Raw genomic sequence first — 24874 nt, forward strand, 5'->3', positions numbered from 1 at the left:
ATAACGTTGAGCAGCCGGAGTTCGCGCGCGCTTTGACCTGCCGCTTAGGCTTGAATCTTCACCGCGGCCCACCCATCAGATAACATGTGTCTGACTTCTTTCGGATGCGCTTGAGGTCGAACCTCGGAGGATGCGCTGCCGAAGATCACCACGGAGACTTTAACCGGAGACTTACAAATGAAATCAGCAAAAATTCTAGTGCTAGCCGGCGATTTCGTTGAGGACTACGAAATCATGGTCCCATTTCAGGCCCTGCAGATGGTGGGCCACAAGGTGGATGCGGTGTGTCCGGGCAAGAAGAAGGGCGAACAAGTGCGCACGGCGATCCACGATTTCGAGGGTGATCAGACCTATACGGAGAAACGCGGTCACAACTTCACATTGAATGCCACTTTCGATGAAGTAAATCCTGCATCCTATGACGCGCTGGTGGTTCCCGGTGGGCGTGCACCAGAGTACTTGCGGCTCAATCCCAAGGTGCTCGAACTGGTGCGGCACTTCGACAAGGAAGGCAAGCCGATCGCCGCGCTCTGCCATGGCCCGCAAGTGCTCGCGGCTGCGGGTGTGCTGAAGGGCCGCAAAGTCAATTGCTATCCGGCATGCGCGCCGGAAGTGACCCTGGCCGGTGGGATGTTTGTTTCGCTCGATTTTGCCGACGCCACGGTGGACGGCAAACTGGTTACGGGGCCGGCGTGGACGGCGCATCCAGCATGGTTGGCCAAATTTCTCGATGTTCTGGAAGCTCACCTGAAGGAAGAGGCCGCCTGAGTTCGTTCAGGTACGGCTCAGCACCGGATGCACTGCGCGCACCTGCCGCAATGGCAAGGCAGAGCCGTTGTTCAGCGTCTGCTGAATCTCCGCAATGATTGAGAGTGCGATGGCGGCCGGTGTTTCGGCGCCGAGATCGAGGCCGGTCGGTGCGTGCATCAGTGCGAGCCATTGCTCCACGTGTTCAGCTGGATTTGAAAACCCAAGCAGACGAGCAGACTCGGCGAGAACTTCGAGGGTTCTGCGCTGCGGACCAAGTACGCCAAGATAGGCGGGAACGAAATCGCCCGAAAATAGTGCCGCGAGGATGTGGGAATCTTGTTCGAAGCTGTGGGTCAACAGGACAACTGCGTCTGTTACCTTCAAGTCGGCAAGGAACGAAGATCCGGGTTCGGGCAACGCAGCATTCATTGCGAGTACGTTGTCCGCGCCGGGAAATCGCTCGTTGGTGGCGAGGTGGCTGCGTCCATCCGCGACGACTGCAAACCAACCGAGTTGGCGCGCGAGACGCAGCAGCGGCTTCCCATCGTCGCCCGCGCCAAAGATCCACAAGCCCGGCCGCGCGGCGCGATAGTCGACCCAAATCCGTGTCTCGCTTCCGTCAATCGCCATGCGCTGGTCGATCGACTGCATGCGTTCGAGTGCGAGGAGAGCAAGATTACCGAGGATCGCCTCTCTCGTTTCTGCGTTGATTGGTTCGTTGTGGCCGATTTGTGTGGTCGGTCGGGCGAACGCTCGATTTGCGATCCCGGCGCCATCGAGAACCGTTGCGATTGCCAGCGGCACGCGCGCATGGAAGGCTGCCTCAAGCGCCATTAGCAGCGGGGCAGCGGTCACCCGGCGCTCCAGCAGGACATAAACAACGCCCCCGCAGCCGGACCCGTATGGCATATCGCCATCATCTTCCGCCGTCGAATAGCGCTCCACCACCGGCCCCAGTTCGGTCAGCCACCAAGCACGTTTCGCAATCTCGGCCTCCAGGCATCCGCCGCTCACCGTACCTGCGCGCCGGCCGTCCGGTGCAATCAACATGCGCGCACCTGGCTTGCGGTAACTCGGTCCGTCCACATCCACAACTGTGGCGAGGACGTAGTCTGACCCGGCGGATTCCAACGCGTGCCAGATCGGCAGAATGTTTTCGAGGTCGGTCATGAACTCCTAATCTCGCTCACGCTTCCAGCAATTTCGATTCAAGCAGATTCTCGATGCGCACTGGAAGTTCGCGCACCCGCACCCCAGTGGCATGATACACCGCTGCCGTAATTGCGGCCGCTACTCCGGCAAGTCCGATCTCGCCTACGCCGCGCGCGCCATATTCGCCCATTGCAGGATCGGGATAATCGAGGAACGTCACATCAATCTGCGGTGTGTCGGCGCAAGTCGCCATCAGATAGTCTGCCATGTTGCCATTGATCGGTTGACCGGTGCGCTGATCGTGATGCGTCTCCTCCAGGAGCCCCATTCCCACGCCCATCACCACTGCGCCCTCGATCTGGTTTGCGGCGGCGCTTGGATTGATGATCCGTCCGGCGTCAATCACGGTGACGACGCGGCTCGCGCGCAAGCGTGCAATCTCGGGCTCCCACTCCACTTCGACAAATTGCGCGCCATAGGAATGCAACGAGACTCCCTTGGCCTTCGGATTCTCCCAGGTTGGTACCGTCTTGCCTTCCGCACTCAAACCATTGAGGCGGGCAAGACGCAGGATGTCGGCGAATTCGGGGTCGCCGGCCGCCCGATCCTTCTTGCGAATGCGGCCATCTGCAAAGACCAGATCCTCCAGCATTGCGCCCTTGAGTGGCGAGCCTTCCGTGCTGGTGGCAAGTGCCGTCATCTTTTTCATTGCCTCGGTCGAAGCTGCGGCAATCGCATTCAGCACGGATCCCGTTACCATCGAGCCGCCAGACATGGGCCCTTCCGGCAAAGCGCTGTCGCCGATCACCACATCGATGCGATCGAGTGGAATGCCGGTCTTTTCGTGCACGACCTGCGCGAATATCGTGTAGGTGCCGGTGCCGATATCCTGCGTGCCGGACCGAACGGAGACGCGTCCATTCGCGTGCAATTCCACGTGTGCCGTGCACGGCAGCGACAGCGCTACCCAACTCGCGCCGCCGAGTCCCCATCCCAGGATCTTTCCGTCGCGCCGCATCGAGCCGATTTCCGGCGTGCGGCGCTCCCAGCCGAATTTCTTTGCGCCCACTTCAAAGCATTCGCGAAAATGTCGCGATGAGAAGGGCATCTTCTTATCTTCGTCAGTTTGGGCGTCGTTCAGAATTCGAAGCCTTAGCGGGTCCATCTTCAATTCATCTGCCAGCTCGTTCATCGCCGACTCGAGCGCGTACAAGCCCGGAACAGCTCCCGGTCCTCTCATATACATCGGTGCGCCAAGGTTGCGATGCACCAGGCCGCTTGTCACTCCGAGGTTCGCCACACTGTAGAGATACGGCGTGGCCTCGCCGCAGCCCTCGTCATAATCGTCGAGTATGGACGTGACGTTGAGGTAGTCCTGTTTGAGAGCAAGCAGTTTGCCGTCTTTCGAAGCGCCGAGACGAATACGTTGTTCGGTGCGTGGCCGGTAGCCGACGCTTGAAAACATCATGCTTCGCGTGACGCTTAGTTTGATTGGACGGCCGAGCCGGCGCGCGGCGACGGCCGTCATCGCGCAGTGTGGCCAGGGAAAAAGTTTGCCGCCGAATCCGGATCCGAGGAAGCGCGTCACCACGCGCACATTCTCCACCGGGATGCCGAGCGTCTGGGCCATCACTACACGATGATTCACGACGCCCTGCGATGTCTCATACATGGTGAGGTGGTCGCCCTGCCAAACAGCGACCGATGCGTGCAATTCGATTGGATTGTGCGTCTCGATCGGCGTGACGTAGGTCTGGTCGACCTTTACGGGCGCATCCTTGAATGCGCTATCGAAGTCGCCGCGCGTGCTCCCTTTCTTGCGCTCGCCCTTGTAATCATCCAGGCTTGTCCGCAACTGCGTCGGTTCCGCATCGTATTCGGCGTGAACGGCCGCAGCCGCTGCTCTCGCCTGCTCGAGAGTTTCCGCGACAACCACAGCGATGTATTGGCCCCAGTGACGGACCACATCATCTTCAAAGGCGGAGCGTACTTCGCTGTTGGTTGCGTTGTCGTCGCCAGGGGCGGTCCGGTACAACGGCCCGATGTTGCCGTGATGGAGCACGAGGAGCACGCCCGGCATTTTTTCAGCCGCGGACGTATCGAGAGCGCGGATGCGGCCGCTCGCGATGGTAGCCACCACCGGTACAGCGTGCGCCATGCCTTCGAAGTGAAAGTCGGCGGCATATTGCGCGGTGCCCGTGGTCTTCAGCGGCCCATCAACGCGTGGTGTCGGTCTTCCAATAATCGAAGCGGAGGTCGTGCTCATGGTTTGCTTCCCTTCGTGCTCACAGATTCTAGTCGTGCTTCTGCTCGAACGTCATGCTTCGCGAATATTTGATTTCAAAAGATCCTCAATGCGAATCGGCAATTCGCGAACACGTACCCCTGTCGCGTGGTAGACTGCGGCCGTAATTGCGGGGGCAACGCCGGCCATGCCGATCTCGCCGATACCGCGCGCGCCGTACTCATTCACGATGTAGTCGGGATAATCGAGGAAGGTGACATCCTGCACCGGCAAATCTGCGCAGGTCGGTACGAGGTAGTCGGCGAAATTGTTGTTGATGGGCTGTCCTGAACGGTGATCGAAGATGGTGTCTTCGAATAGCGCCATGCCCACGCCCATCACGGTTGCGCCCAGCATCTGGTTTGTGCCCGCTCCTTTGTTGATGATCCGGCCGCAATCGAAAATTGAAAATGTCTTGCTCACGCGCAGGCGAGCGATCTCCGGCTCCCACTCAACTTCGGCAAAATGCGCGCCGTAGGAGTGCAGCGAGTATTGCTTTGCCTTGGGATCGTCAAATGACGGAGCGGTGCGGCCCGTTGCGCTCAGCCCCGCAAGATTGGCGAGATTGAGCACTTGTTCAAACGGAATTCCGTTTGCAGTGAGGTTCGCACCCGAATGCATTGCGATGCCAACAACCTGAGGTTGCTGCTTCGCATGCACGAGGCCGTTTGTCATAGAGAGGGCGGATGGGTCCATGCCATGGAACGGCGATTGGGGTATGGTTGCGGCGATGTGAAGAAGGCGCGTTATCGCCTCAGAAACCGCGCTGGTGGCCGCCGGCAGCACGGCGCTGGTCGCCATCGACCCGCCGGACGTCGGCCCATCCGGCAGCGAGCTGTCGCCGAGAAAGACGTCGATACGATCGAGCGGCACTCCCGTCTTCGCGTGAATCACCTGGGCGAAAACGGTGTACGTCCCGGTGCCGATATCCTGCGTGGCGCAGCGAACACACACGCGTCCGTTGGGGCACAATTCCACTGAGGCTGTGCAGGGAATGCGCGCCGCGGACCATGATGCTCCTGCCAGGCCCCAGCCAATCACCTTTCCGTCGCGCCGCATGGAACCGATTTCGGGCGTGCGATGTTTCCACCCGATTTTCTCGGCGCCGGTGGTGTAGCACTCCTTCAGGTGTCGCGACGAGAAGGGCAGATTCCTTCCTTCATCGCGCTCGGCATCGTTCTTCAAGCGGAGTTCCAGCGGATCCATCTTGAGCTTAATGGCAAGCTCATCCATGGCGGATTCAAGCGCGAAAAGTCCCGGTACTGCGCCCGGCCCGCGCATGGGAGCCGGCGCGCCCACATTCCTCTGCACCATTGCTGCCGTAACCACCAGGTTCGGACAGCTATAGAGAAAAGGTGTCTGCTCGCCGCAGCGCTCCATGAATTCGTCGAGCTGCGATGTCTCCGACAGAAAATCGTGCCGGATCGCTGTCAGCTTTCCATCCTGCGTCGCGCCTAGGCGGATGTGCTGTTGCGTCCGCGGGCGATGTCCGACGTTGGAGAACATCATGCGGCGATCGACGCTGACTTTGACAGGCAACTTCAACTGGCGTGCAGCGGCTCCGGCCAGAGCTGCTTGCGGCCATGCGGAGAGTTTGCCGCCGAAGCCGGAGCCGACGAAGCGCGAAATCACGCGGAGGTTCTCACGAGGAACGCCGAGCGACTCTGACATCACAACGCGCGAACTGACCACGGCCTGCGTGCTCTCATAGAGCGTCAGGTTGTCTCCCTCCCACACCGCAACCGTGCCGTGCATCTCCATCGGGTTGTGGACTTCAATCGGCGTGGAATATGTTTCGTCGATGGTGACCGGTGCGGTGGAAAGCGCCTTATCGGGATCGCCGCGTTTCCAGCTGCTCTTCGGCTCGCCGGTAAAGCTGGCACCAAGATCGGTTTGCACGTTCGGTTGTTCCACGTCGTATTGCACGCGGATAGCCTGCGACGCAGCGGTAGCCTGCTCCAGCGTCTCAGCAATCACCGCAGCAATGTACTGGCCCCAGTAGCTGACGGTGTCGTCGGCAAACAGGGGACGCGACTCTGCCATGCTCGCATCCTCGTCATGCGAGATGGTGCGGTAGACGCCCTCCAGATTGCCGTGGTGCAGGACGAGAAGCACCCCCGGCATCTTTTCCGCCGCGGATGTATCGAGGCTGCGAATCGTTCCCTTGCCGATGGTGGCTTGTACCAGCACCGCGTGTACGAGACCCGGAATGTTGTGATCACAGGCGTAGCGCGCGGTTCCGGTTGTCTTTAAAGGGCCGTCAATGCGAGGCACGACCGCGCCAATGATACTTGCGTGAGGAAGTGTGTCCGTCGCCATAAAGTCTCCGTCAAATGCAACTACGCGGTTGCGGTTTTAAGCGAGCGCACCAGGCAACGCCTGGCCAATTCCACCTTGAATGCATTGTCCTTCTGCGGCTTTGCCTTGGCCAGCGCGGCTTCTGCCGCAGCCTTGAAGGTCGCGGCGTTCGCCGGCTTGCCCATCAGGGCTGATTCCGCTTCATGCGAGCGCCACGGCTTGGTGCCCACTCCACCCATGGCCACGCGAATATAGCGAATGTGGCCACCTTCGACACGGGCGACGACGGCGGCCGACGCGAGCGCGAATTCATAGCTGGCGCGGTCACGCAGTTTCAGGTAAGTCGACTTGGCGCCTTCGACCGGCTTGGGCAGATCGACATAGGTGATGAGTTCGCCAGGTTCGAGCGCGTTTTCGATATGCGGTGTATCGCCGGGAAGCTTGTGGAAGTCTGCGAAGGCAATGGTTCGCTTGCCCTTCGGACCTTCGACATGAATGATCGCTTCCAAGGCCGCCATGGCCACGCACATGTCGGAGGGATGAGTCGCGATGCAGTGTTCACTGGTGCCGAGAACGGCATGCGTGCGATTGAACCCTTCCAGCGCTGCGCATCCTGTGCCGGGCGTGCGTTTGTTGCATCCATAGCCCCCGGGAGTGCCGGCGCCCGGCTCGCGAAAGTATGCGCAGCGCGTACGTTGCAGCAGGTTGCCGCCTGTTGTTGCCATGTTGCGCAACTGTGGCGATGCGCCGGAAAGGAGCGCCTCGGACAGCACGGCGTAGGACTTCTGCACATCCGCGTTCCACGCGAGATCGGAGTTGCGCACCATGGCGCCGATGCGCAGGCCACCGGTTGGCAAAGTCTCAATCTTGTCCAAAGGTAAGAGATTAATGTCGACGAGCGTCTTCGGAGTCTCGACGCTGAGCTTCATCAAGTCGACCAGTGTCGTGCCGCCGGCGATGAACTTTCCCTGGCTGGCGCTTGCGAGAGCCTTGTCGATGCTTGGAGCTTTGACGTAGCTAAAGGTTTCCATGATGTCTCTTCTCCTTCAGGCGAAGGGTGTCTAGGCGCGCGAGCGCACTTGCTTCACCGCAGTCAGGATATTGGTGTAAGCGCCGCAGCGGCAGATATTCCCCGACATGGCTTGCTTGACTTCGTCGTCCGACTGGCCGATGGGTTCCTTGAGCAACGCGACAGCGCTCATGATCTGGCCGCTGGTGCAGTAGCCGCACTGGTATCCGTCATGTTCCACGAAGGCCGCCTGCATGGGATGCAGATTGCCAGGCTGGCCGAGGCCTTCGATGGTGGTGATCTCATCGCCTTCATGCATCAGGGCGAAGGAAAGGCAGCTGTTGACGCGGCGGCCGTTGACATGAACCGTGCAGGCGCCGCACTGCCCGTGATCGCAACCCTTCTTGGTGCCGGTAAGGTGGATGCGCTCGCGGAGAGTGTCGAGCAGAGTGGCGCGCGGGTCGAGATTGCGCAGCGGGTAGTCTTTGCCGTTGATCCGCAACGTGACGTTGCCCGTGCCGGCGGTTTCAGGTTGATCCTGGTTTGAAGGCTCCATGGCTGGAGCGGCAGCGGCCAGAGGAGCGGCACCGGCGAGAACGCCGGCAGCTCCCAGGCCGGAAAGAAAGGAGCGCCGGCTAAACCCGCGTTTGCTCGAATTCTCCGTAAGAGCTTCGAGATCAACAGACTGCTGGTCGGGCGCGAGGCCTTCTTTCGTCTTCTGGGGAGAGCGTGGGAGCAAGTGCTTCAGGTGCGGATCGAGAGTGTCTGCCACAGGTCGACCTCCTTGGGACAGGACGGTGTTCGAATTGACGTCAGCGTGTCCGGCGTATGAGAGCAGAGGGAACAGCCCCAACCGGGGACGCCGTGCCGCTATCGTATCCAAATCCCCTTACGAGTGGGAAATGGACTTTTGAGCTCACGCAAATCGGGCGGATTTGCCACCCGATCAAGCTGGGATCCACGTCCGATCAACAGATTCGATGCAGAGCTCCGCTAGAGGCGTTTACCCGGATTTGGCCGGCGGCGGGACGACGGCCAAATCAGCTTGCCGTCGCCAGCTCGTTTTCGAGTTCCTGCCCGGCAGGCTGAGGGCCGCCGATGCGGGTTCGTTCTTCGATCTTCTTGTAGTTGGTGATCTTGTGGGTCAGCAGAGCGTGCGCCTGCTGCAGCGCGCCGATCTTCGCGGCGATTGCGGACTGGTGATCCTCAAGCAGTTTGCGCCGTTCGAGTGAAGTGGCGTCGCCCTTCTCGCGGAGCTCAGCATAGCGCTGCATCTCGCGAATGGACATATTGGTGGCCCGCATGCAGTGGAGGAAGTTAAGCCACGCCTCGTCGGCTTCAGAATAGCGGCGGTGACCGTTGCGCGCGCGCCCGACCGGTTGGATCAGGCCGACGCGCTCATAGTAGCGCAGAGTGTGCGCGGTCATTCCGCACCTCTCTGCCATGCTTCGGATGGTATAGCCAGCGTCTCTCACAATTTCAACCTACAACTTGGTGCGCGCTCAAAGTCAATAGAGCGGCGGAGGCTTTCCTATCGTTCCTGGCCGTGTGTCGGCAGTTACTCCGTTGAAGAATTCGATCCCGTTTTCCAATCGCAAGTTTCTAAACCAGATATCAAGGGCCGAGCTGGAACACCTTGATTTTGGACTTAACAATTCTTAAAGAATTTGGACGGTGATTCTCACCTCGAGGTTTCAAAAAAACGAGCGACTTTCTTTTGATTGCGTCCCGACATCGAACGCTTTCGGCTTGGGGCCGAAGAAGGGGTCACTGCCTTTTGGCAGTTTGATCCCGTATGATCAACGTCAAATATGGCGATTGATAGTGAAAGCTACGAACGAATGCTGGCGGTGGCTTTGAAAGAAGCGCACTATGGACGCCTGGAAGGCGGCATCCCGATTGGCGCAGCGCTCTTTACCCGGTCGGGCGAGTTGGTGAGCCGGGGGCACAACCGGCGGGTGCAGCAGGGAGACCCCAGCATGCATGGGGAGACCGATGCGTTCCGACGTGCGGGCCGGCAGCGCAGCTACCGCAACCTGGTGATGGTGACGACGCTCGCGCCCTGCTGGTACTGCAGCGGGCTCGTGCGGCAGTTCCGGATCGGCACGGTGGTTGTGGGCGAGAGCCGCACCTTTGCCGGTGGTCTCGACTGGCTGCGCGACAACGGTGTTGAAGTGATCGACCTCGATAATCGCGAATGCCGCGAACTGCTCGAGGGCTACATCGCGGAACACCCGGAAATCTGGAATGAAGACATCGGCGAAGAGTAGCTCGCCTGCAACACTGCTGGAGGAACCCATGGATCGCCGTAAGTTTGTCGCCGCTTCGCTTGTCACTTCCGCAGCCGCGCTTGTGCAGAATGCCAAGGCGCAAGCCAGTCCAGGGCGCCTTCGCGAGTTCTACCAACTCCGTCGCTACACATTGCAAACGGGCCCGCAAGTGGCGATGACCGAGAAGTACATCAGCGAAGCGCTGATTCCCGCGATGGCCAAGCGGGGAGGTCCCGTCGGCGCTTTCCGGCTGGACATCGGTCCGGAGACACCCAGCTTTTACGTCCTCATTCCCGTTCATGATCCCGCGATGGCTGGAACTCTCGAGTTCGAACTCGCGCAGGATGCCGACTACGTGAAAACCGCCGAGCCCTTCTGGAGCGCCTCTGCCGCATCGCCCGCATTTCTGCGGATGGATTCGTCGCTGCTCGTCGCCTTCGAGGGCTGGCCGCGTATCACGCCGCCTGCGAAGGGCAAGCGCATCTTTCAGCTCCGTACCTACGAGAGCCCCAGCTATCGGGATCACATTCTGAAAGTGCAGATGTTTCACTCGGGCGAGTTCGAGATATTCAAGGCTGCGGGGTTTCAACCGGTCTTTTTTGGCGACACGCTGATCGGGCAGCGCATGCCCAGCCTCACGTACATGCTCGGTTTTGCCGATTCTGCCGACCTGGACGCGAAGTGGAATGTCTTCCGCAACGATCCTGCGTGGAAGAAGCTATCCGCCGATCCGCGATTTGCCTTTGAAGCGATTGTCAGCAACATCACCAACCTGGTGCTCAGCCCACTTGCCGCCTCGCAGATCTGAATCGCCGAAAAGGATCGCTCGAGTTGCAATCTCCGCGAATCTGTCAATAGCCGATCGCCCACGATGCGAGGTAACTCACAGATTCTGAAGAGCAGAAAAACTCTGACGGGTTTGCAGGTAATTTCCATCGCCCGGCGCACAATAACAGTAGAAGTGCAGGAACTCGAATGATCTCCGTTCAGTTTTGACTGCTCGAAGTCAAGATCGCCAGGCGTGCGTCAGACACACCGCCCGAAAGGGGTACCCCCCACCCCCTCCCCCTTCTTATTCTTCTTTTGTTCGCTTTGTTCAAATAACTTTAATCGAATCAATATCTGGATAGGGTGCGTATTGCACCATATAGAGTGAAATGCACTGCGGATGGTGCATCTACAGATTGCATACCACTCAAATTCAGGACTGAGATCTGCAGGCACCAATTTGGGCAGCAAGGGCGAGAAGGCCTTCGTCGCTTTCGCGGGCAGCGGCCAGCTGCATTCCGCCGATGGAGCAGGGAATGGTGACGACAGGCACGCCGGCGAGACTAAATGGTGTGGTGTAGCGGAGAATGCGGCTTCGCACCTCGCCATTGTCGGCGCCGATGCTGATGCGGGCTACGGGTGAGGCGGGCATCAGGAGCAGTTCGTGTTCGTGGAGCAATTCGTCGATGCGGGCGCGGAATTCGGCGTGGCGTTTGCGCAGGACGACGATCTCGGCGTCGGTGATGCGTGCGCCCCACTCGAGGCGTTCGCGAATGGCTGGCGGCATCCGGTCAAAGTGACCAGCGTGGAGGCGCGCCGCTTCCGATGCCTGGATGGAGGCGTAGATTTCGTAGGAATCGGCCCACCAGCCGACATTGATGGTAGTGCCTTTGAGTCCGAGCGCGCGGAGATCGCGCTCGACTCTGCGAAGGCCGTCGATGATCGCAGGCTCTGTGTCATGCAGGAACGCGTCATGCACGACGGCGAAAGTTGTGAATTTCTGCGGGATGCTGGATTTGCCGGGGACAAAGATATCGGCGAGCAGGGAAGCGTCTTCGAGATGGCGAAAGAGCCAGCCCATCGTATCGAACGACTGTGCAAGATGCGCGCCTCCTCGCCAGTCGCCGCGGCCGAGCGAGGCGCGGTAGCCGGCAAGACCGCAAAGTGCCGCAGGACCGCGCACGGAGCCGCCAGTGTCAGTGCCGATGGCTGCAAGCGCGGAGCCCTCGAGCACGCTGGCCGCCGCGCCGCTGGAGGATCCGCCGGTGAGCGCACCGGGATTGCCGGGCTGCTCGCAGTCGCCGAATTCGGGATTCTCGCCGGTGATGCCGTAGGCAAGGGGATGTAGGTGAGTCTTGCCGGTGATCACGGCACCAGCTTTGCGGAGCTGCTCAACGAGCCAGGAATCGTGCAGGGCGATGCCATTGAAATCGCGATAGAAGTGGACTCCGCAACTGGTGGGAGCGCCGGCAAGGTCGAAGCAATCTTTAACGGAGACGGGTACGCCCCAGAGGTTGCTGCGCCCATCGCCGAATTGGCCGCCGGCTGATCGTGGAATCGCGGCGGCGCGCGCAGCCTCTTCCAGTGTCCAATCGGGATCGCGCCACAGGTAGGTATTCTTGCCGGCGTTTCGATTGGCGCGTTGCATCGCTTCCCTGGCAAGATTTGCAGGCGTCACGCTTCCCGAGGCAAGCGCTTCGCGTGTGCTGCGAATCGTCCTGGAAGAGGAGTCCATTCCAGCATTCTAGGCCTGTGAGTTGAAGCGCATTCCAAGTCCGTCAGACTGCCACGGTTTCAGACGCGGCCATCTCAAACGTGAGGTTCACTGATCGCGCGTCAACCGGCCGTGTTCGATGGCGCACTCCCCGAGGGATAGTCAGCAATTGGCCAGGATGAAGCTCAACCGCTCCGTCTTCAAATTCGATCGCGAGACGCCCCTCAAGGAACAGGAATGTTTCGTCGGAGTTGGGATGAAAATGCCAGTGATACGGCTCTGTCATCGTGGCAATCCTGACAACATGATCATTGGTATGAGCGACGGGATGATTATCGTAACCAAGGTTAGTTGAAGACTCAGCGCTTAGAGTGATGACGTCAGGAATGTGACTAGGCATTCTTAATCCTCGCATTCACACTTTAGCCTCGCGAATCAGCGGACTACCAGATGCGGAGGAAGTGTTCTCATGCATTCCGAGCCATGGCGAGGTCGACGATCTCTCCGATCATCTGCGTGTAGGATAGGCCGGATTTTCTCGCGGCCATGGCGAACTCCTGTCCACTGGAGAGCCAGGGGTTTGGATTCGCTTCAATGACATAAACTTCCCCCTTGCTGGATACGCGCATGTCGATGCGACCATAGTCGCGCAGCTTGACGGCGCGATAGGCCTTGATCGCGGTCTCGGTGAGTTTGGTTACGGTTTCTTCAGCGAGATCCTCGGCGATGATCGATTTCGTGAGCTTGTAGGCTTCGGTGTCTTTCTCGAATTTCACGTCCTGGCTGGCGATTTTGGGCATGCCTTTGGGAAGCTTGGAAAGGTCAAGTTCCACCAGCGGAAGCGCACGCGCGCTCTCGTAACTACCGAGGATGGAGGCGTAGATTTCGCGTCCTTCGATGTACTCCTCGATCAATGCGGGAGAATCGAACTCGGTCTGAATATAGTTCACGCGCTCCATCAACTCCTTCACGCTGGTGACGACGGCGGCGGCATCGATGCCGATGGAGCCATCTTCAGAGGTGGGCTTCACGATGAGCGGGAACGAGATGTCGTGGGCATGGTCGATGTTGCCGCGATAGGCAGTCGCGAAGTATGGCGACTGGATGCCGTGAAAGGCGAACATTTTCTTGGCGATGGATTTGTCCTGTGCAAGGATGTGCGCGTGCGGCCCGGCGCCGGTGTATGGGATATCGAGCAGATCGAGGAATGCCGTGACGTGCATCTCCCGGGTGTCATCGCCGGCATAGGATTCCGTGAGATTGAAGATGAGATCAGCGCCGCATTTGGCGAGCCCGAGCAGCGATTGGGGGCGACCGTCGAGAACGTAGTACGACGGCTCATGACCGAGCTTCTCGAGAGCTTCGAAGATCTCTTCGCGGTCGTGCTTCACCGGCTTCTTCTTGCGTTTCTTCTGTCCCTTGCGCTTGCGCGCAGGAACTTCTTCCTCGACTTCAGCGGGCTGTTCTTCCCACAGATCGTACAGTACCGTGACTTTCAAATTCGCCATGCGTCCTCCAGGCGGTAGGCCGGCAACTGCCGGCCCACCTCAGGGGTGAATGAACTTCCCACGTGCCAGGTAGTTCATTGCGAGTGCAGTTGTGTAAACCGTGAATTCCGTGAGGTGCTCGGACTCGCGCCGGACGTCGACGCGCAGGCCCAGTTCCTCAACACGGCTGCAGATAGATTCAACGAGTCGCTTGACGATCGGCCGTTGTACGCCGCTCCAATAGGCGACCTTGTCGATAATGGGCTTGCGGTGCTGATTCAGCATCTCGACGGCGGGTCGCACGCCATTCCGTCGCTTGAGGGAGATATTGAAGATGTCCTGGAGGTCGGCATCCAGGGCAAGTTCCTGTACCGGGATCTCCTCCGGCAGGCTGAGACGATAGAACTCGCCGACGGTCGACTCCATCTCATCGACAGTGATATCGGTGTGGCCGCGACGCCGGATGGGCTCGACGGCACCGACTTTGTGCGCGATGCGATCGACGAATTGCAACTTGGCAACCGCGTCCCAGCCGTTGTAGCGCTTTCGCCATTGCGAGCGGGGCGTGAGCCAGACGGCAAATGTTTCTGCAAAATCTTCGTCCGGATGCTTTTGCGCGTACCACCCAGCCATGTGGCGGACAAACTTCCGCGAGAAAGGGATGGGACGGTAGTTGTCGCGATAGGCGCGGCGAAAGGGACCGAAAAGATTGCGCCACTCCGCCGACTTGTAGAGTTGGTAGGCGTAATTGAATGCGTGTCCGGCCTCATGACGCATGTACATCATGATTTCGCGAGCGTCTTCCAGGTCGTTCATATCGCGCTCAAGCATTGCCAGGTCGGGGTTGGCGAGGTAGAACGGAATGCCGATGACGGGTTCGCCGGAAGGACATCCCCATTCATCGGTGAGGTAGCACTGCGGACGGAACTTGTGGATGCCCTTGGCTTCCAGTTCGCGATAGAGCTGCTGCACAAATCGTTCGAGCGGCGAACCCTCGAGTTTGAGCCCGAGTTCGCGAATGGGCTTGGCGAGTATCTCCTGGAATTCCGTACGGGTTTTCTCGAAATCGCGCACTGGGCTACTCAGAGTTCTACACCACGGAGCGGGATTTAGAGCAATTTCGGAATACACGTAGACTCTTCTAGAGCAACCGAGGGGCTTTTTCCTGCCGAAAGAGCCAGCTCGCTCCGCAACGCGTGGCCGGATTGGCGTCGGCTGAGGGTTCCGGGCCTGTTTTTTGATGGACAGGAGTTGATGTGTCAAGGCTAGGATTGTGCGGGCTGCAGGCACACTTTCACGGCGGCGCGCAATTGGCAGTGTTCGGAAATTCGCAACCTTAGCAATGCAGAGGTTCCACCGATGATGACACGCTCGGCGAAGTTGCTGCTGCTGGCAGGGATCGCGTTCTACTACACGCTGGTGGTGTTCAACAACCTCACTGATTTCAATTCAAACTACGAGTTCATCCGGCATGTACTATCGATGGATTCGACCTTCCCGGGAAACCACGCGATGTGGCGGGCAATGCCGTGGCCCGTGATGCATCTTGTTTTCTACTGGATGATCATCGTCTGGGAAATCGCGACGGGGATGCTTGCGTGGTGGGGGCTCATTTGTCTCGTACGAGCGTTCCGAGGATCGGCGATTGCTTTCAACGCTGGGAAACGCGCGGCGGTCGTTGCGTTAACGATGTCGCTGCTGATGTGGCTTGTGGCTTTTCTGGATGTGGGCGGGGAGTGGTTCCTGATGTGGCAGTCGCGCACCTGGAACGGCCAGGAAGAAGCGTTCCGCATGTTCGTGATTGTGGGGTTCGTGATGCTCTTGCTTCTGCAGCCGGACACCGATACACAGGCATAGTGTTTCAGCTGCCGCCGACCGCGGCCTTCTTTCGGCCTGCCGCAAACCCTGCGCGTTCGATTGGAGTCAAGGAAGACGGGTAGACTGATGCGGATACCGGTGGTCGCCATCATTGTCGCCGCGGGTGCGAGCAGCCGGCTCGGGCAGCCGAAGCAACTGTTGCCGGTTGACGGAGAGCCGCTGTTGCAGCGGGCTGTTCGATGTGCATTGGAGGCTGGTGCCGGGCCGGTGTTGGTGGTACTGGGCGCGTATCGCGAACGGATAGAGAAGGCAGTTGAACTTGGCGCTACGACGGTAGTTGCAAATGCAGAATGGGAAGAGGGCATGGCTTCGTCGATTCGCGCGGGCGTTAGGGCAGTGGACGAGGGAGCCGGAGTTGCGGGTGTACTGCTGATGACGTGCGATCAGCCGCGGATTACGGCGAAGCATTTGCTGCAGATGCTCGAGGAATTCGATGCGCACGAAGGGACAATGCCGATTGCGTCGACTTATGGGGGCGTTCGGGGAACTCCGGCAATATTCCCGCGGGCCATGTTTGCGGATCTGCTGGCGCTTCGCGGCGACAGGGGAGCCCGCGGTCTGCTGGCGAAAACGTCGCTACCTATCGTGGAGATTCCGCTCGAAGGCGGCGAGGTCGACATCGACCGGCCGGAGGACCTGGCGGAGCTGAATTAGAATCAGCGCTCGATCGTGGCCTCGATGTAGCCGTGCGGCTCGTCGATGGGGACGAAGATGTGGTTGGGATTGTCCTGCCCGAAGGGGCTGAGGTCCGCAAGCAGATGATGGAGGTTGGGCATCGTGAGGTGGATGCGCGCGATCTCCGGCGCTGCAGCTAGCGCGGCATTGCCCATATCGAAAAGCGTGTGCTGGACGCTCATGCTGTGGTGCCCGGCGAATTCCCTGAGCAGGGCTGCAAGGATCCGGGCGCGGACTTTAGCGAAGTTTTGCGTGGCAGAGAGGTATTCCCAGCGAATGGTGGCGCGCGTGCCGAGGATGCGGTCTGTCGCGGGCTTGAGCGTAGTGAGGCGGTCTTTAATATAGCCGGTGAAGGCGGAGTTGGTGGTCTTGAGAATCGTCAACCCGTCCACGCCGGATGTAATGACCCAGCTGCCGCCGCGTTCACGCTCGGCGCGCACCGTCTGTAACTCCGGACCACCCAGCTGGAAGGTACTCGCATCGGGCTCGCCGTCGACCTTCAGGTGTTTCCAGTTTTTTTCTTCGATCTCGATGCTTGCCTTGGAAACCTGGTGATTATTGTTGAGCAGGTAATCGCCTAGTTCCATTGCGAATTCTTCAATGGTGGCGGCGCTAGAACCACGTGCGATGGAGTAGACCGTGTTCTTCATCGTGTCGGTGGGGAGAATCTTGCTGTTGTCGGCTTCAGTGAAGCTCGATTCAAAGTCGCCATGCAAGAGCACGCAGACGGTCCACTCGTTGAAGTCGTGTTGATCAGCCGATCGCGTGATGCGCGACAGGCGCACGCGAGATTTTCCATAGCGATTCTCACCCAGTCGGACCATCGATCAGCTTCCTCGGTAAGTGGTGTAACTGTTGTCGCTCAGGAGGAGCGGAAGATGATAATGCGAAGCGCCGTCGCATTCGAATGCAATGACAATCTCTGGATAGATGGTGCTTCGGCCGAGCGCCTTCAGATAAACGCCGGTATTGAACGTAAGCCTGTAGCGTCCGGGCGCAGCATTGGCTTTCAAGTTACCGCAGCGCCCATCAGTGTCGGTTTTGCTGGTCGATATCATGATCCATTGGGCATCTTCTTGGCGCACACCCTCGCTTGACCAACCTGCCCCGCCCAACATCCTGTCCAATTGCACCAAAACACCCGCGGCGGGTTTTCCAAGAACGGTATCGAGGACGTGCGTCGTGATCTTCATGACACCAACCACTTTCCGAGACGAATCTGCATGATCTGCCGCTGCTCTTCGGCGGCTTCTCTCAATTCTGCCACGCGCGTGTTGCCGAGACGTCGTTGAAGAATGGCGAGCATCTCTTCGGCGCTCTTACCGGTGGCGCAAACGATGTAGGTGAAGCGAAATCGCTGTTCATAGAGTGCGTTGTCTTCGGCGAGCTGGCGGAGAGCGCTTTGGGTTGCGGTGGTGGTTCCGGACTGCTCCTGTTGTGACCAGGATGAAGATTGCTCGGACGCGGACGGCGCTTTGCGTTCGCCGATGCGGGGATGGCAGGCGAATGCTTCGAGCCAATCGGATTCACCCATCGCTGCCCAAACCCGGTCGGCTGCTTCGCTCAGCGTGGCGATGGTGGTGATGGGGCGGAGGGCGACCATTTGACCAGCCCAGCGTTGCGCGCCGCAGCAGGCGAGCATTGCCTGGTTGGCTTCGGAAGTGTCAGCGGCGTTCCAGGCTTCGAGCACGGGATTCATTTGGCGGCGGACTCCGAAAGAAGGGCTCGCAGGAATTCTTCGAGGAGATTTGCGCCCACACTTTTGCGATATTGCGCGTTGGAACGGATGTCGTCGATGGGCTGCGCTTCAGCAAGCAGAGCATTGCGGGCGGTCTCGATGAGGCTGGGGTTGAGCCTATGTCCGAGCAGGGCGGCTTCTGTTTTGCCGAGACGGGCAGGGAAGGGCGCGAGACTCGCGGCCGCAACGCGAATCCGTTCGATTGCGCCGTCTTTCAACAGGGCGGTTGCGCCGAGCGCGACTTTGGAGATGGCCATGGCGCGCCGCGTGCCCACTTTGCGCAGATATTGGCGGTGATTCGCGAAGCGTCGCGGCAGATGGACGGCGTAAAGAAGCTCATCGGCGGTCATAGCGTTCTGCTTGTAGCCAGTGTGGAATTCGCGATAGGGTATGCAGCGCTTGCCTCGGACAGAGATGAGTTCGATTTCCGCGTCGTAGACGAGGAGCGCAGGTGAAGAGTCGGCGGCGGGCGAACCGTTTACGAGATTGCCGCCGAGCGTTGCGCGAGTTTGGTTGGCGATGGAACCAATCCAGCTTGCGGCTTTGTCGAGGAGAGGAAAGTCGGCCGCGACGATCGGATTGGATCGGAGATCGCTGAAGGTGGTTCCGGCACCGATGATGAGTTTGTCAGGACTCGTGTCGAAGAAGCGAAGTTCTTCGACGCCCCAGAGGCTGACAAGTTTGCTTGCGGTGAGGCGGCCTGCGGCGAAGGCGACCATCAACTCGGTGCCGCCTGCGATAGGCGTCCACTGGCCGGGCGCGCCGGCGAGCAGATCGAGCACGGCCGGCAGCGATCCGGGTGCAACAAGTTCGTGCTCAGCGGCGTTACCTCGCATGCGTCTCCTGCGTAGTGCTTCTGGCTGCGGAAAGCACGGACTCGAAGATGCGCATGAAGCCGGTGCAGCGACAGAGATTGCCGGCGAGTCCTTCGCGGATCTCGGCCATCGTGGGATGCGGATTGTACGCGAGCAGATGTTTGGCGGCCATCAGCATACCTGGCGTGCAGATGCCGCACTGGGCTCCGCCGCACTGAAGGAAGGCCTGCTGCAAGGGATGTAGGATACCGTCGCGCGCGAGCCCTTCCACAGTTTCGATGTTTGTGCTTGCGGCCTGGAGCACGGGGACGAGGCAGCTGTTGACGAGATCGCCATTCATGCGAACGGAACACGAGCCGCATTCGCCTTCGCCACATCCCTCCTTGGTGCCAGTGAGGTGCAGGTCTTCGCGCAGCACGTCGAGCAGGCGCTTCATGGGTTGGACAGTGACGGTGAGATTCGCGCCGTTGACGTTCAGCTGGATTGGCGTGGCCGCGCTCATACGGATGCGGGCTCCTCGACCTTTGGTGCGATGCTCAATTTCGCGAACAGATCTTCGGGCAGAAGCGGGATGGAATTAAAACTGACGCCGATGGCGTCCCGAATGGCATTGAGGATCGCAGGTGCGGGACCGTCGTGGGGCAATTCGCCGATACCCTTGGCGCCGAATCCGCCATGCCCGAAGGGAAGTTCTTCCCAGAAGACGTGGATCGGGGGCACGTCTTCAGCAGTGGGCATGATGTAGTTAGTCATCTGGTTGTTGGCCATGCGGCCATTCTGCAGGACGACCTTTTCGTAGAGCGCGTAGCCGATGCCTTGCGCGATGCCACCCTCGATCTGGCCGGTGGCAAGTATGGGATGAATGACGCGGCCTGCTTCCTGCGCGGACCAGAACTCTTCGACCTCTGCGGAATACGTGACGGTATCGACGGCAACCTGCGCAATCTGGACGGACCATCCATAAGCGGGATAGGCTTCGCCGCGATACTTCTGATCGTCCCAGAAAATGTCGGGCGGCGCTTCGTAGCGGCAGAGGGAAACGACTTCGCCGGCTTTCTTGCGGAGTTGCTCGCAAGCGGCGAAGAACTGTTGGCGCGAAAACTGTTCCGGCAGGCTGGCTTGTTCGCGAAGCATGGAAAGCAACTGCTGCGATGCGCGCTCGATGAGGCGGCCGATGACCATGGCGGTGCGCGAGGCAACCGTCGGCCCGCTGTTGGGGACAATGCCGGTATCGGGCGGAGCCATGATGACGTCATCGTATTCGACGCCGAGGATTTCAGCGGCAACTTGCGTGAGCACCGTGTTGGTGCCCTGACCGAATTCGGTGCTGGAAACGAGCACGCGCACTTTGCCTTCTGCGGTAACGTCGATGCCGGCGAGCGAGTTGAGATAGCGTTCGCCGGAGCCAGTGAAGCCGGAACCGTGATAGAAGGCGGCGATGCCCATGCCGCGCTTGATTGCGCTGCCAGAGTTTTCTTTTGCGAATTCTGCGCGCTTGTTGTAGTAGTTGCTCTCGACGAGTGCGCGACCGAGGAGTTTGTCTAGGATGATGGGTTCGCGCATCAGCTGTTCGGTTGCGGTGGTTTCGCCCTCGTGAATGAAGTTTCTCCGTCGCAGCTCAATCGGATCGATGTTGATAGAGGCGGCGATCTCATCCATGTGACGCTCGACAGCGAACACCGTCTGGGGCGCGCCGAACCCGCGAAATGCGCCATAGGGGACGGTGTTGGTGGCCCAGGCATGCGAGCGAATGCGGACGTTGGGACAGACGTACGGGCCGGGCGAATGGAGTGTCGCGCGCGAGAGCACGGTGGAGGAAAGCGTGGAGTACGCGCCGCCGTCCGTCGCGATGTCGATATCCATGGCGAGGAGTTTGCCGTTGGCGTCGAGCGCGGTGCGATGGCGGACGCGCGAGGGATGCCGTTTGGTGGTTGCCGCAAGATCTTCGACGCGGTCGTAGACCATCTTGACCGGATGTCCGCACTTCATCGCGAGCAACGCCGCGTGCGAAGCGATGACGGATGGATAGTCTTCCTTGCCGCCGAAGGCTCCGCCTGTTTCAGTCTGGATGACGCGGACTTTTTCAGGTGGGAGATTGAAGACGGCAAGCAGCGATTTGTGCGCGTAGAAAGGGCATTGCAGCGATCCCCACACTGTGACGCCGGTTTCCACGCTGTACTCAGCGATGACGCCGTTGTTTTCGATGTAGAGGTGTTCCTGGGCACCGGTGCGGTATTCGCCTCCAACGATGTGCGTCGCGTGAGACCAGACTGAATCAACGTCGCCCTTTTCGAGTTGGAAGCTTTTGAAGCAGTTGTCGGCACCCCAGATAACCGTTTGCTGATTTTCACTTTCTTCGATGCTGAAGACAGGCGGCAACAAATCGTATTCGACATGCACGGCGTCGACTGCTTCGCGCACTTTGTGTTTGTCGGGGTGGGCGATCAGCAGGATGGCTTCTTCGCAGTGATTGACCTGGCCGTCGGCGAGGCACGGCTGATCGGCAACGATCATCTGGATGTGGTTTTCGCCGGGAATGTCGGCAGCAGTGACGACGCCGAATTCGCTCCAGTCGATCTTGCGATCAAAACCGATAGAGCGGATGAAGCCGCGCGGAACCGCACTGCGCACGGTGGCACCGTGCCACATGCCTTCGCGTTGTATATCGTCGATGTACCGGGCGGTGCCCCGCAGCTTATCCACACCTTCCTTGCGAGGGACGGAGGTGCCGACGATGCGGTTTTTCGCAGGCGTGCTCATAGTTGGGAAGTGCGAAGCGCCGTACGGGTTGACGCATAGCATACAACGGCACGAGAAACTTTGAAAGCCTGCGCGCTACGACGCGAGAGTTGCGAGCGTCCGTGCAAGCACGTGGACGCCGCTGCCAATCCACTCGGGCGATGCGTATTCGTCAGGACGATGACTGACGCCGCCGCGGCAGGGAATGAAGAGCATGGCGACGGGGGCGATTCGCGAAACAAAGAGCGAGTCGTGATAGGCGCGGCTCACCATGCGCTTGAAACTCTTGCCGGCTGCCTTTGCGGACTGCTCCATCGCGTCGAGGATAGCGGGGTCGCCGGTCGCCGGTGGATCGGCGTTGACCATCTCCGTTGCAATGGAAACGCCACGGCGCTCGGCCACTTCCCTGCATGTGTCTTTCAGCTTGTCGATCACGGCATCGCGCCGCGCGTCGTCGATGTCGCGAATGTCGGTTTCGAGGCGCACGCGGGAGGGAATACTGTTGACGGCGCCCGGAAAGACTTCGCATACGCCGACAGTTCCCACCGTATCGATGGCGCCGGTCAACTTTGCTGCAGCTTCAAGCGCGAGGATCACCTCGGCAGCCGCGGCGAGTGCGTCTTTCCGGCCGGGCATCAGTTTGCCGCCGGCATGTCCGCCTTCGCCTTCGATGACGATGCGCATGCTTGCGGGCGCGGCGATGTGGGTGACGAGGCCGACGTCGATCCCTTCCAGTTCGAGGATGGGGCCTTGCTCGATGTGGAGTTCGATGAACTGGTGAAAGCGGCCGGACGGGAGAACGACGGATGCGAGAGTCCCGGTGAATCCGGCCTGACTTCGCAATTCATCGAGGCCTTGGTCTTCCCTGTCGCGGAGTGCGAAAGCCTGTGCGGGACTGAGCGCGCCGGCCATCATGCGGCTGCCGAGGCAGCCGATGCCGAAGCGGGTCGGTTCCTCAGCGGTGAATATGACGAGTTCGATAGAGCGGCGCGGCTTGAAACCAAGCTGCTGCAAAACGCGGATGGCTTCGAGGCCGCCGAGGACGCCAACGCATCCGTCGTAGAGGCCAGCGTTGGGAATAGCGTCGATGTGCGATCCGGTGCCGATGGGGGCCAGGTCAGGGTCGGTTCCACTCCAGCGCGCGAAGGTGTTGCCTATGGCGTCCTCGTGCACGCTCAGTCCGGCTTCGCGGCAGAGGCCTTTGACATAGGCGCGGGCGCGAAGATCGGCTTCGCTAAAGACAATGCGGGTGACGACGGGCCGTTCGGCCGCGGAGATTTGCGCGAGAGCATTGAGTTCAGCGATTAGGCGGTCGATAGAGAGAGCGGGGCGGGGGTCCATGTTCATGCTCCCAGCGGGTGCCTGCGCCAGTCCTTGTAGATGAGATATTTTGCGGGCTTCTTGCCGATGGCGCCGAACCATTGCGGGCAGAAGGGCGCCATCCAGATGAAGTCGCCGGCCTCGACGGGGTACCAGGAATCGCCGAGGCGGTAGATGCCACCGCCTTCGAGCATCAGAAGCCCGTGCTCCATCACGTGAACTTCGACCATGCTGAGCCCAGCGCCAGGATCGTAGCTCATGGTATTTACGGCGAAATCGTAAGCATCGGAGTCAGGCATGAGCGAGCGTACGCGAAGGGACGAATCGCCCATCAACGGAACTTCCGCGATGGTCGATTCATTGCCGATGACGGCCTCGGGTGCAAGGCCACCTGGGATCGGCTCGTGAATCTTTTCAATCAGCGCGGCCCTTGCGGCGCTCATGGCAGTAACGGAGTAATCGGCGCCCGCAGGGAGATAGGCAAATCCGCCGGGTCCCAGCAGATGCCGGTTTGGGCCGCTCATCAAATCCAGTTCGCCCGCGAGCACATAGATGAAACGCTGTCCCGGCGCGGACCCGAGGGTGCCTCCGGCGGAAAATTCGGCGGTCAACTGGGAGAAGTTTGCACCCAGTTGTGGACCGGCGTGCACGATGAATTCGACTCCCGTTGCGCCGGGCAATGGAATGCGGACGAAAGTATCTGGAGTCTGCAGCAGGTGGTCGTGCTTGAGGCTGCTTCGGGTTGCTCCCAGGTGATGCAAGGTTGACCTCGCTTGCGTTGCGTTTTCCGATTCTAACGAATGTCTGCTGCGAGCCGTTGCAGGAATTTCTCAGCTACGCGAAGTGCGGCTTCGACATCCTCTTCGCGAACGGCTTCGTCGGGATGATGACTGAGGCCGCTGGGGCTGCGGAGAAAGAGCATGGCCGTGGGCATACATCCGGCCATGATCATGGCGTCGTGGCCGGCACCGCTTGGCATTGCTTTGGCGGAGAAGCCTGCTGCTTCGATTGCGTCCGACATGAAAGCGGTGAGGCGCTCGTCCATCGGTACCGACGGCTCGTCCATCTTTTTAGTCCATTCGAGTTTGAGGTCGCGACGTTGAGCAATCGCCCCGGCCTCTCGCAGCAACTCGTCGACTGCAGTTTCGCGGGTCGTGTCATGGACGTGGCGAATGTCGAGACTGAATTCGGCGGATCCGGCGATGACGTTGCCCGCGTTGGGGTGAGCTTCCAGCTTGCCGACGGTGGCGACCAGGCCTTCCGTCTTGAGTGCGTGGGCTTCGACTCTGGTGATCCATTCGGCGGCTGCAGCGAGGGCATCATGGCGCAGGTGCATCGGCGTAGTGCCGGCGTGGTTGGCGTGGCCGATGAACTTGAGGTCGAGGCGGGTCTGGCCGACGATGCTGCTGACGGCTGCGACTTTCAGATCCTCGGCCTCGAGCACAGGTCCCTGCTCGATGTGAATTTCGACGAAGCCGATGGCGTGTTGATCGGCAACAGCACCTTGGAGATTCTCGCGAGCGAGGCCGAAGTTCACGATGGCCTGACGGATCGAAATTCCTGCTGCGTCCTTATGACCAAGAATGGACGTATCGAATCGGCCGGCAACGGCGCGGCTGCCGATGAACGGAAAGCCGAACCGGACGCCCTCTTCTTCAGAGAAGGCGATGACTTCGAGAGCGAGGGGAAGACGGAGAGCCTTTGCTGACGCGACCAGTTCAATGGCGAGAACGACGCCGAGGACGCCGTCGAAGGCGCCTGCGTCAGGAACGGTATCGATATGCGAACCAAGAATCAGGCGTTTGTCCGACGTTGAGTCAATTGGCTTCCAGAGTCCGCGGAGGTTGCCGACGGCATCGAAGCGTACTTCCATACCGAGGCTTTCCATGTGGGCGCGAAGGTGCTGGTGAACCTGGTGAACCGGCGGAGTGAGAAAGCGTCGGGTGGTACGGCCGGGTTCCTCGGTCATGGTTGCAA

The 24874-nt window shown here is 59.8% G+C and carries 24 protein-coding genes; 5 read left to right on the plus strand and 19 right to left on the minus strand.

Annotated elements, in window-relative coordinates; all coding sequences use genetic code 11:
- Positions 1–177: 177 nt before the first annotated feature.
- Positions 178–768: a DJ-1/PfpI family protein gene (locus VK574_RS00770; RefSeq protein ID WP_472797865.1), complete on the plus strand. Its 591-nt coding sequence runs from the start codon at positions 178–180 to the stop codon at positions 766–768.
- Positions 769–774: 6 nt separating this feature from the next.
- Here VK574_RS00770 and VK574_RS00775 read toward each other — a convergent pair whose 3' ends face one another.
- The 6 genes from VK574_RS00775 to VK574_RS00800 form a co-directional block, all read right to left on the minus strand.
- The gene (locus tag VK574_RS00775; protein ID WP_472797866.1) at positions 775–1920 is read right to left on the minus strand and encodes an XdhC family protein; all 1146 of its coding nucleotides are present in this window, start codon (positions 1918–1920) and stop codon (positions 775–777) included.
- Positions 1921–1936: 16 nt separating this feature from the next.
- Entirely contained in the window at positions 1937–4168 is a 2232-nt protein-coding gene (locus VK574_RS00780; RefSeq protein ID WP_472797867.1) for a xanthine dehydrogenase family protein molybdopterin-binding subunit, read from the minus strand.
- Between the two features lie 51 nt (positions 4169–4219).
- On the minus strand, positions 4220–6505 hold the full coding sequence (locus tag VK574_RS00785; RefSeq protein WP_472797868.1) for a xanthine dehydrogenase family protein molybdopterin-binding subunit: 2286 nt from the start codon (positions 6503–6505) through the stop codon (positions 4220–4222).
- Positions 6506–6525: 20 nt separating this feature from the next.
- Positions 6526–7515, minus strand: coding sequence for an FAD binding domain-containing protein (locus VK574_RS00790; protein ID WP_472797869.1), 990 nt, complete (start codon positions 7513–7515; stop codon positions 6526–6528).
- Between the two features lie 30 nt (positions 7516–7545).
- Positions 7546–8265: a (2Fe-2S)-binding protein gene (locus tag VK574_RS00795; protein ID WP_472797870.1), complete on the minus strand. Its 720-nt coding sequence runs from the start codon at positions 8263–8265 to the stop codon at positions 7546–7548.
- Positions 8266–8533: 268 nt separating this feature from the next.
- Complete coding sequence (locus tag VK574_RS00800; protein WP_472797871.1) at positions 8534–8968, minus strand: MerR family transcriptional regulator; 435 nt, start codon at positions 8966–8968, stop codon at positions 8534–8536.
- A gap of 336 nt (positions 8969–9304) precedes the next feature.
- Between VK574_RS00800 and VK574_RS00805 the strand changes: the two genes are divergently transcribed.
- Both VK574_RS00805 and VK574_RS00810 read left to right on the plus strand, forming a co-directional pair.
- Positions 9305–9763, plus strand: coding sequence for a nucleoside deaminase (locus VK574_RS00805; protein ID WP_472797872.1), 459 nt, complete (start codon positions 9305–9307; stop codon positions 9761–9763).
- 28 nt (positions 9764–9791) lie between these two features.
- On the plus strand, positions 9792–10571 hold the full coding sequence (locus tag VK574_RS00810; RefSeq protein ID WP_472797874.1) for an NIPSNAP family protein: 780 nt from the start codon (positions 9792–9794) through the stop codon (positions 10569–10571).
- A 393-nt stretch (positions 10572–10964) separates the two neighbouring features.
- Here the strand turns inward: VK574_RS00810 and VK574_RS00815 are convergent, their stop codons facing one another.
- The 4 genes from VK574_RS00815 to VK574_RS00830 form a co-directional block, all read right to left on the minus strand.
- A complete protein-coding gene (locus VK574_RS00815; protein WP_472797875.1) occupies positions 10965–12266 on the minus strand; it encodes an amidase in 1302 nt (433 codons plus the stop codon).
- Positions 12267–12309: 43 nt separating this feature from the next.
- A complete protein-coding gene (locus VK574_RS00820) occupies positions 12310–12645 on the minus strand; it encodes a cupin domain-containing protein (protein ID WP_472797876.1) in 336 nt (111 codons plus the stop codon).
- Positions 12646–12712: 67 nt separating this feature from the next.
- Entirely contained in the window at positions 12713–13753 is a 1041-nt protein-coding gene (locus VK574_RS00825; RefSeq protein WP_472797877.1) for a D-alanine--D-alanine ligase family protein, read from the minus strand.
- 39 nt (positions 13754–13792) lie between these two features.
- On the minus strand, positions 13793–14806 hold the full coding sequence (locus tag VK574_RS00830; RefSeq protein ID WP_472797879.1) for a putative zinc-binding metallopeptidase: 1014 nt from the start codon (positions 14804–14806) through the stop codon (positions 13793–13795).
- Between the two features lie 285 nt (positions 14807–15091).
- On the opposite strand from VK574_RS00830, the gene VK574_RS00835 reads away from it, so the two are divergent.
- Both VK574_RS00835 and VK574_RS00840 read left to right on the plus strand, forming a co-directional pair.
- Entirely contained in the window at positions 15092–15589 is a 498-nt protein-coding gene (locus tag VK574_RS00835; protein WP_472797880.1) for a DUF2165 family protein, read from the plus strand.
- A gap of 87 nt (positions 15590–15676) precedes the next feature.
- Positions 15677–16264 (plus strand): nucleotidyltransferase family protein, encoded by a 588-nt coding sequence (locus VK574_RS00840; protein WP_472797881.1) that lies wholly within the window; start codon positions 15677–15679, stop codon positions 16262–16264.
- 2 nt (positions 16265–16266) lie between these two features.
- On the opposite strand, the gene pucL is transcribed toward VK574_RS00840, so the two are convergent.
- The 9 genes from pucL to VK574_RS00885 all read right to left on the minus strand — a co-directional run bounded on the left by pucL (position 16267) and on the right by VK574_RS00885 (position 24866).
- Complete coding sequence (gene pucL / locus VK574_RS00845; RefSeq protein WP_472797882.1) at positions 16267–17109, minus strand: factor-independent urate hydroxylase; 843 nt, start codon at positions 17107–17109, stop codon at positions 16267–16269.
- 3 nt (positions 17110–17112) lie between these two features.
- Positions 17113–17478, minus strand: coding sequence for a hydroxyisourate hydrolase (gene uraH / locus VK574_RS00850; RefSeq protein ID WP_472797883.1), 366 nt, complete (start codon positions 17476–17478; stop codon positions 17113–17115).
- Positions 17475–17984 carry a 2-oxo-4-hydroxy-4-carboxy-5-ureidoimidazoline decarboxylase gene (gene uraD / locus VK574_RS00855; protein ID WP_472797884.1) on the minus strand — a complete coding sequence of 170 codons (510 nt, stop codon included), beginning with the start codon at positions 17982–17984 and terminating at the stop codon, positions 17475–17477. Before uraD ends, uraH begins: the two co-directional genes overlap by 4 nt.
- Positions 17981–18859, minus strand: a complete 879-nt coding sequence (locus tag VK574_RS00860) for an FAD binding domain-containing protein (protein WP_472797885.1) — start codon at positions 18857–18859, stop codon at positions 17981–17983. The genes uraD and VK574_RS00860 overlap by 4 nt, the downstream gene beginning before the upstream one ends.
- A complete protein-coding gene (locus VK574_RS00865) occupies positions 18849–19340 on the minus strand; it encodes a (2Fe-2S)-binding protein (RefSeq protein WP_472797886.1) in 492 nt (163 codons plus the stop codon). Before VK574_RS00865 ends, VK574_RS00860 begins: the two co-directional genes overlap by 11 nt.
- Positions 19337–21598 carry a xanthine dehydrogenase family protein molybdopterin-binding subunit gene (locus VK574_RS00870; protein WP_472797887.1) on the minus strand — a complete coding sequence of 754 codons (2262 nt, stop codon included), beginning with the start codon at positions 21596–21598 and terminating at the stop codon, positions 19337–19339. The genes VK574_RS00865 and VK574_RS00870 overlap by 4 nt, the downstream gene beginning before the upstream one ends.
- Positions 21599–21673: 75 nt before the next feature.
- Positions 21674–22918, minus strand: a complete 1245-nt coding sequence (locus VK574_RS00875) for a M20 family metallo-hydrolase (protein ID WP_472797888.1) — start codon at positions 22916–22918, stop codon at positions 21674–21676.
- Positions 22919–22920: 2 nt separating this feature from the next.
- Positions 22921–23658 carry a (S)-ureidoglycine aminohydrolase gene (allE, locus tag VK574_RS00880; RefSeq protein WP_472797889.1) on the minus strand — a complete coding sequence of 246 codons (738 nt, stop codon included), beginning with the start codon at positions 23656–23658 and terminating at the stop codon, positions 22921–22923.
- Positions 23659–23690: 32 nt separating this feature from the next.
- Positions 23691–24866, minus strand: coding sequence for an allantoate amidohydrolase (locus VK574_RS00885; RefSeq protein ID WP_472797890.1), 1176 nt, complete (start codon positions 24864–24866; stop codon positions 23691–23693).
- Positions 24867–24874: the final 8 nt, after the last annotated feature.

This window comes from Occallatibacter sp. (assembly GCF_035317045.1).
Classification (GTDB): Bacteria; Acidobacteriota; Terriglobia; order Terriglobales; family Acidobacteriaceae; genus Telmatobacter.

Bases quoted from the DNA above. Each gene is read 5' to 3' on its own strand.
- VK574_RS00770 (WP_472797865.1), top strand. From the start codon at position 178: ATGAAATCAGCAAAAATTCTAGTGCTAGCCGGCGATTTCGTTGAGGAC.
- VK574_RS00775 (WP_472797866.1), bottom strand. From the start codon at position 1,920: ATGACCGACCTCGAAAACATTCTGCCGATCTGGCACGCGTTGGAATCC.
- VK574_RS00780 (WP_472797867.1), bottom strand. From the start codon at position 4,168: ATGAGCACGACCTCCGCTTCGATTATTGGAAGACCGACACCACGCGTT.
- VK574_RS00785 (WP_472797868.1), bottom strand. From the start codon at position 6,505: ATGGCGACGGACACACTTCCTCACGCAAGTATCATTGGCGCGGTCGTG.
- VK574_RS00790 (WP_472797869.1), bottom strand. From the start codon at position 7,515: ATGGAAACCTTTAGCTACGTCAAAGCTCCAAGCATCGACAAGGCTCTC.
- VK574_RS00805 (WP_472797872.1), top strand. From the start codon at position 9,305: ATGGCGATTGATAGTGAAAGCTACGAACGAATGCTGGCGGTGGCTTTG.
- VK574_RS00810 (WP_472797874.1), top strand. From the start codon at position 9,792: ATGGATCGCCGTAAGTTTGTCGCCGCTTCGCTTGTCACTTCCGCAGCC.
- VK574_RS00815 (WP_472797875.1), bottom strand. From the start codon at position 12,266: ATGGACTCCTCTTCCAGGACGATTCGCAGCACACGCGAAGCGCTTGCC.
- VK574_RS00820 (WP_472797876.1), bottom strand. From the start codon at position 12,645: ATGCCTAGTCACATTCCTGACGTCATCACTCTAAGCGCTGAGTCTTCA.
- VK574_RS00825 (WP_472797877.1), bottom strand. From the start codon at position 13,753: ATGGCGAATTTGAAAGTCACGGTACTGTACGATCTGTGGGAAGAACAG.
- VK574_RS00835 (WP_472797880.1), top strand. From the start codon at position 15,092: ATGATGACACGCTCGGCGAAGTTGCTGCTGCTGGCAGGGATCGCGTTC.
- VK574_RS00840 (WP_472797881.1), top strand. From the start codon at position 15,677: ATGCGGATACCGGTGGTCGCCATCATTGTCGCCGCGGGTGCGAGCAGC.
- pucL (WP_472797882.1), bottom strand. From the start codon at position 17,109: ATGGTCCGACTGGGTGAGAATCGCTATGGAAAATCTCGCGTGCGCCTG.
- uraH (WP_472797883.1), bottom strand. From the start codon at position 17,478: ATGAAGATCACGACGCACGTCCTCGATACCGTTCTTGGAAAACCCGCC.
- uraD (WP_472797884.1), bottom strand. From the start codon at position 17,984: ATGAATCCCGTGCTCGAAGCCTGGAACGCCGCTGACACTTCCGAAGCC.
- VK574_RS00860 (WP_472797885.1), bottom strand. From the start codon at position 18,859: ATGCGAGGTAACGCCGCTGAGCACGAACTTGTTGCACCCGGATCGCTG.
- VK574_RS00865 (WP_472797886.1), bottom strand. From the start codon at position 19,340: ATGAGCGCGGCCACGCCAATCCAGCTGAACGTCAACGGCGCGAATCTC.
- VK574_RS00870 (WP_472797887.1), bottom strand. From the start codon at position 21,598: ATGAGCACGCCTGCGAAAAACCGCATCGTCGGCACCTCCGTCCCTCGC.
- VK574_RS00875 (WP_472797888.1), bottom strand. From the start codon at position 22,918: ATGGACCCCCGCCCCGCTCTCTCTATCGACCGCCTAATCGCTGAACTC.
- VK574_RS00885 (WP_472797890.1), bottom strand. From the start codon at position 24,866: ATGACCGAGGAACCCGGCCGTACCACCCGACGCTTTCTCACTCCGCCG.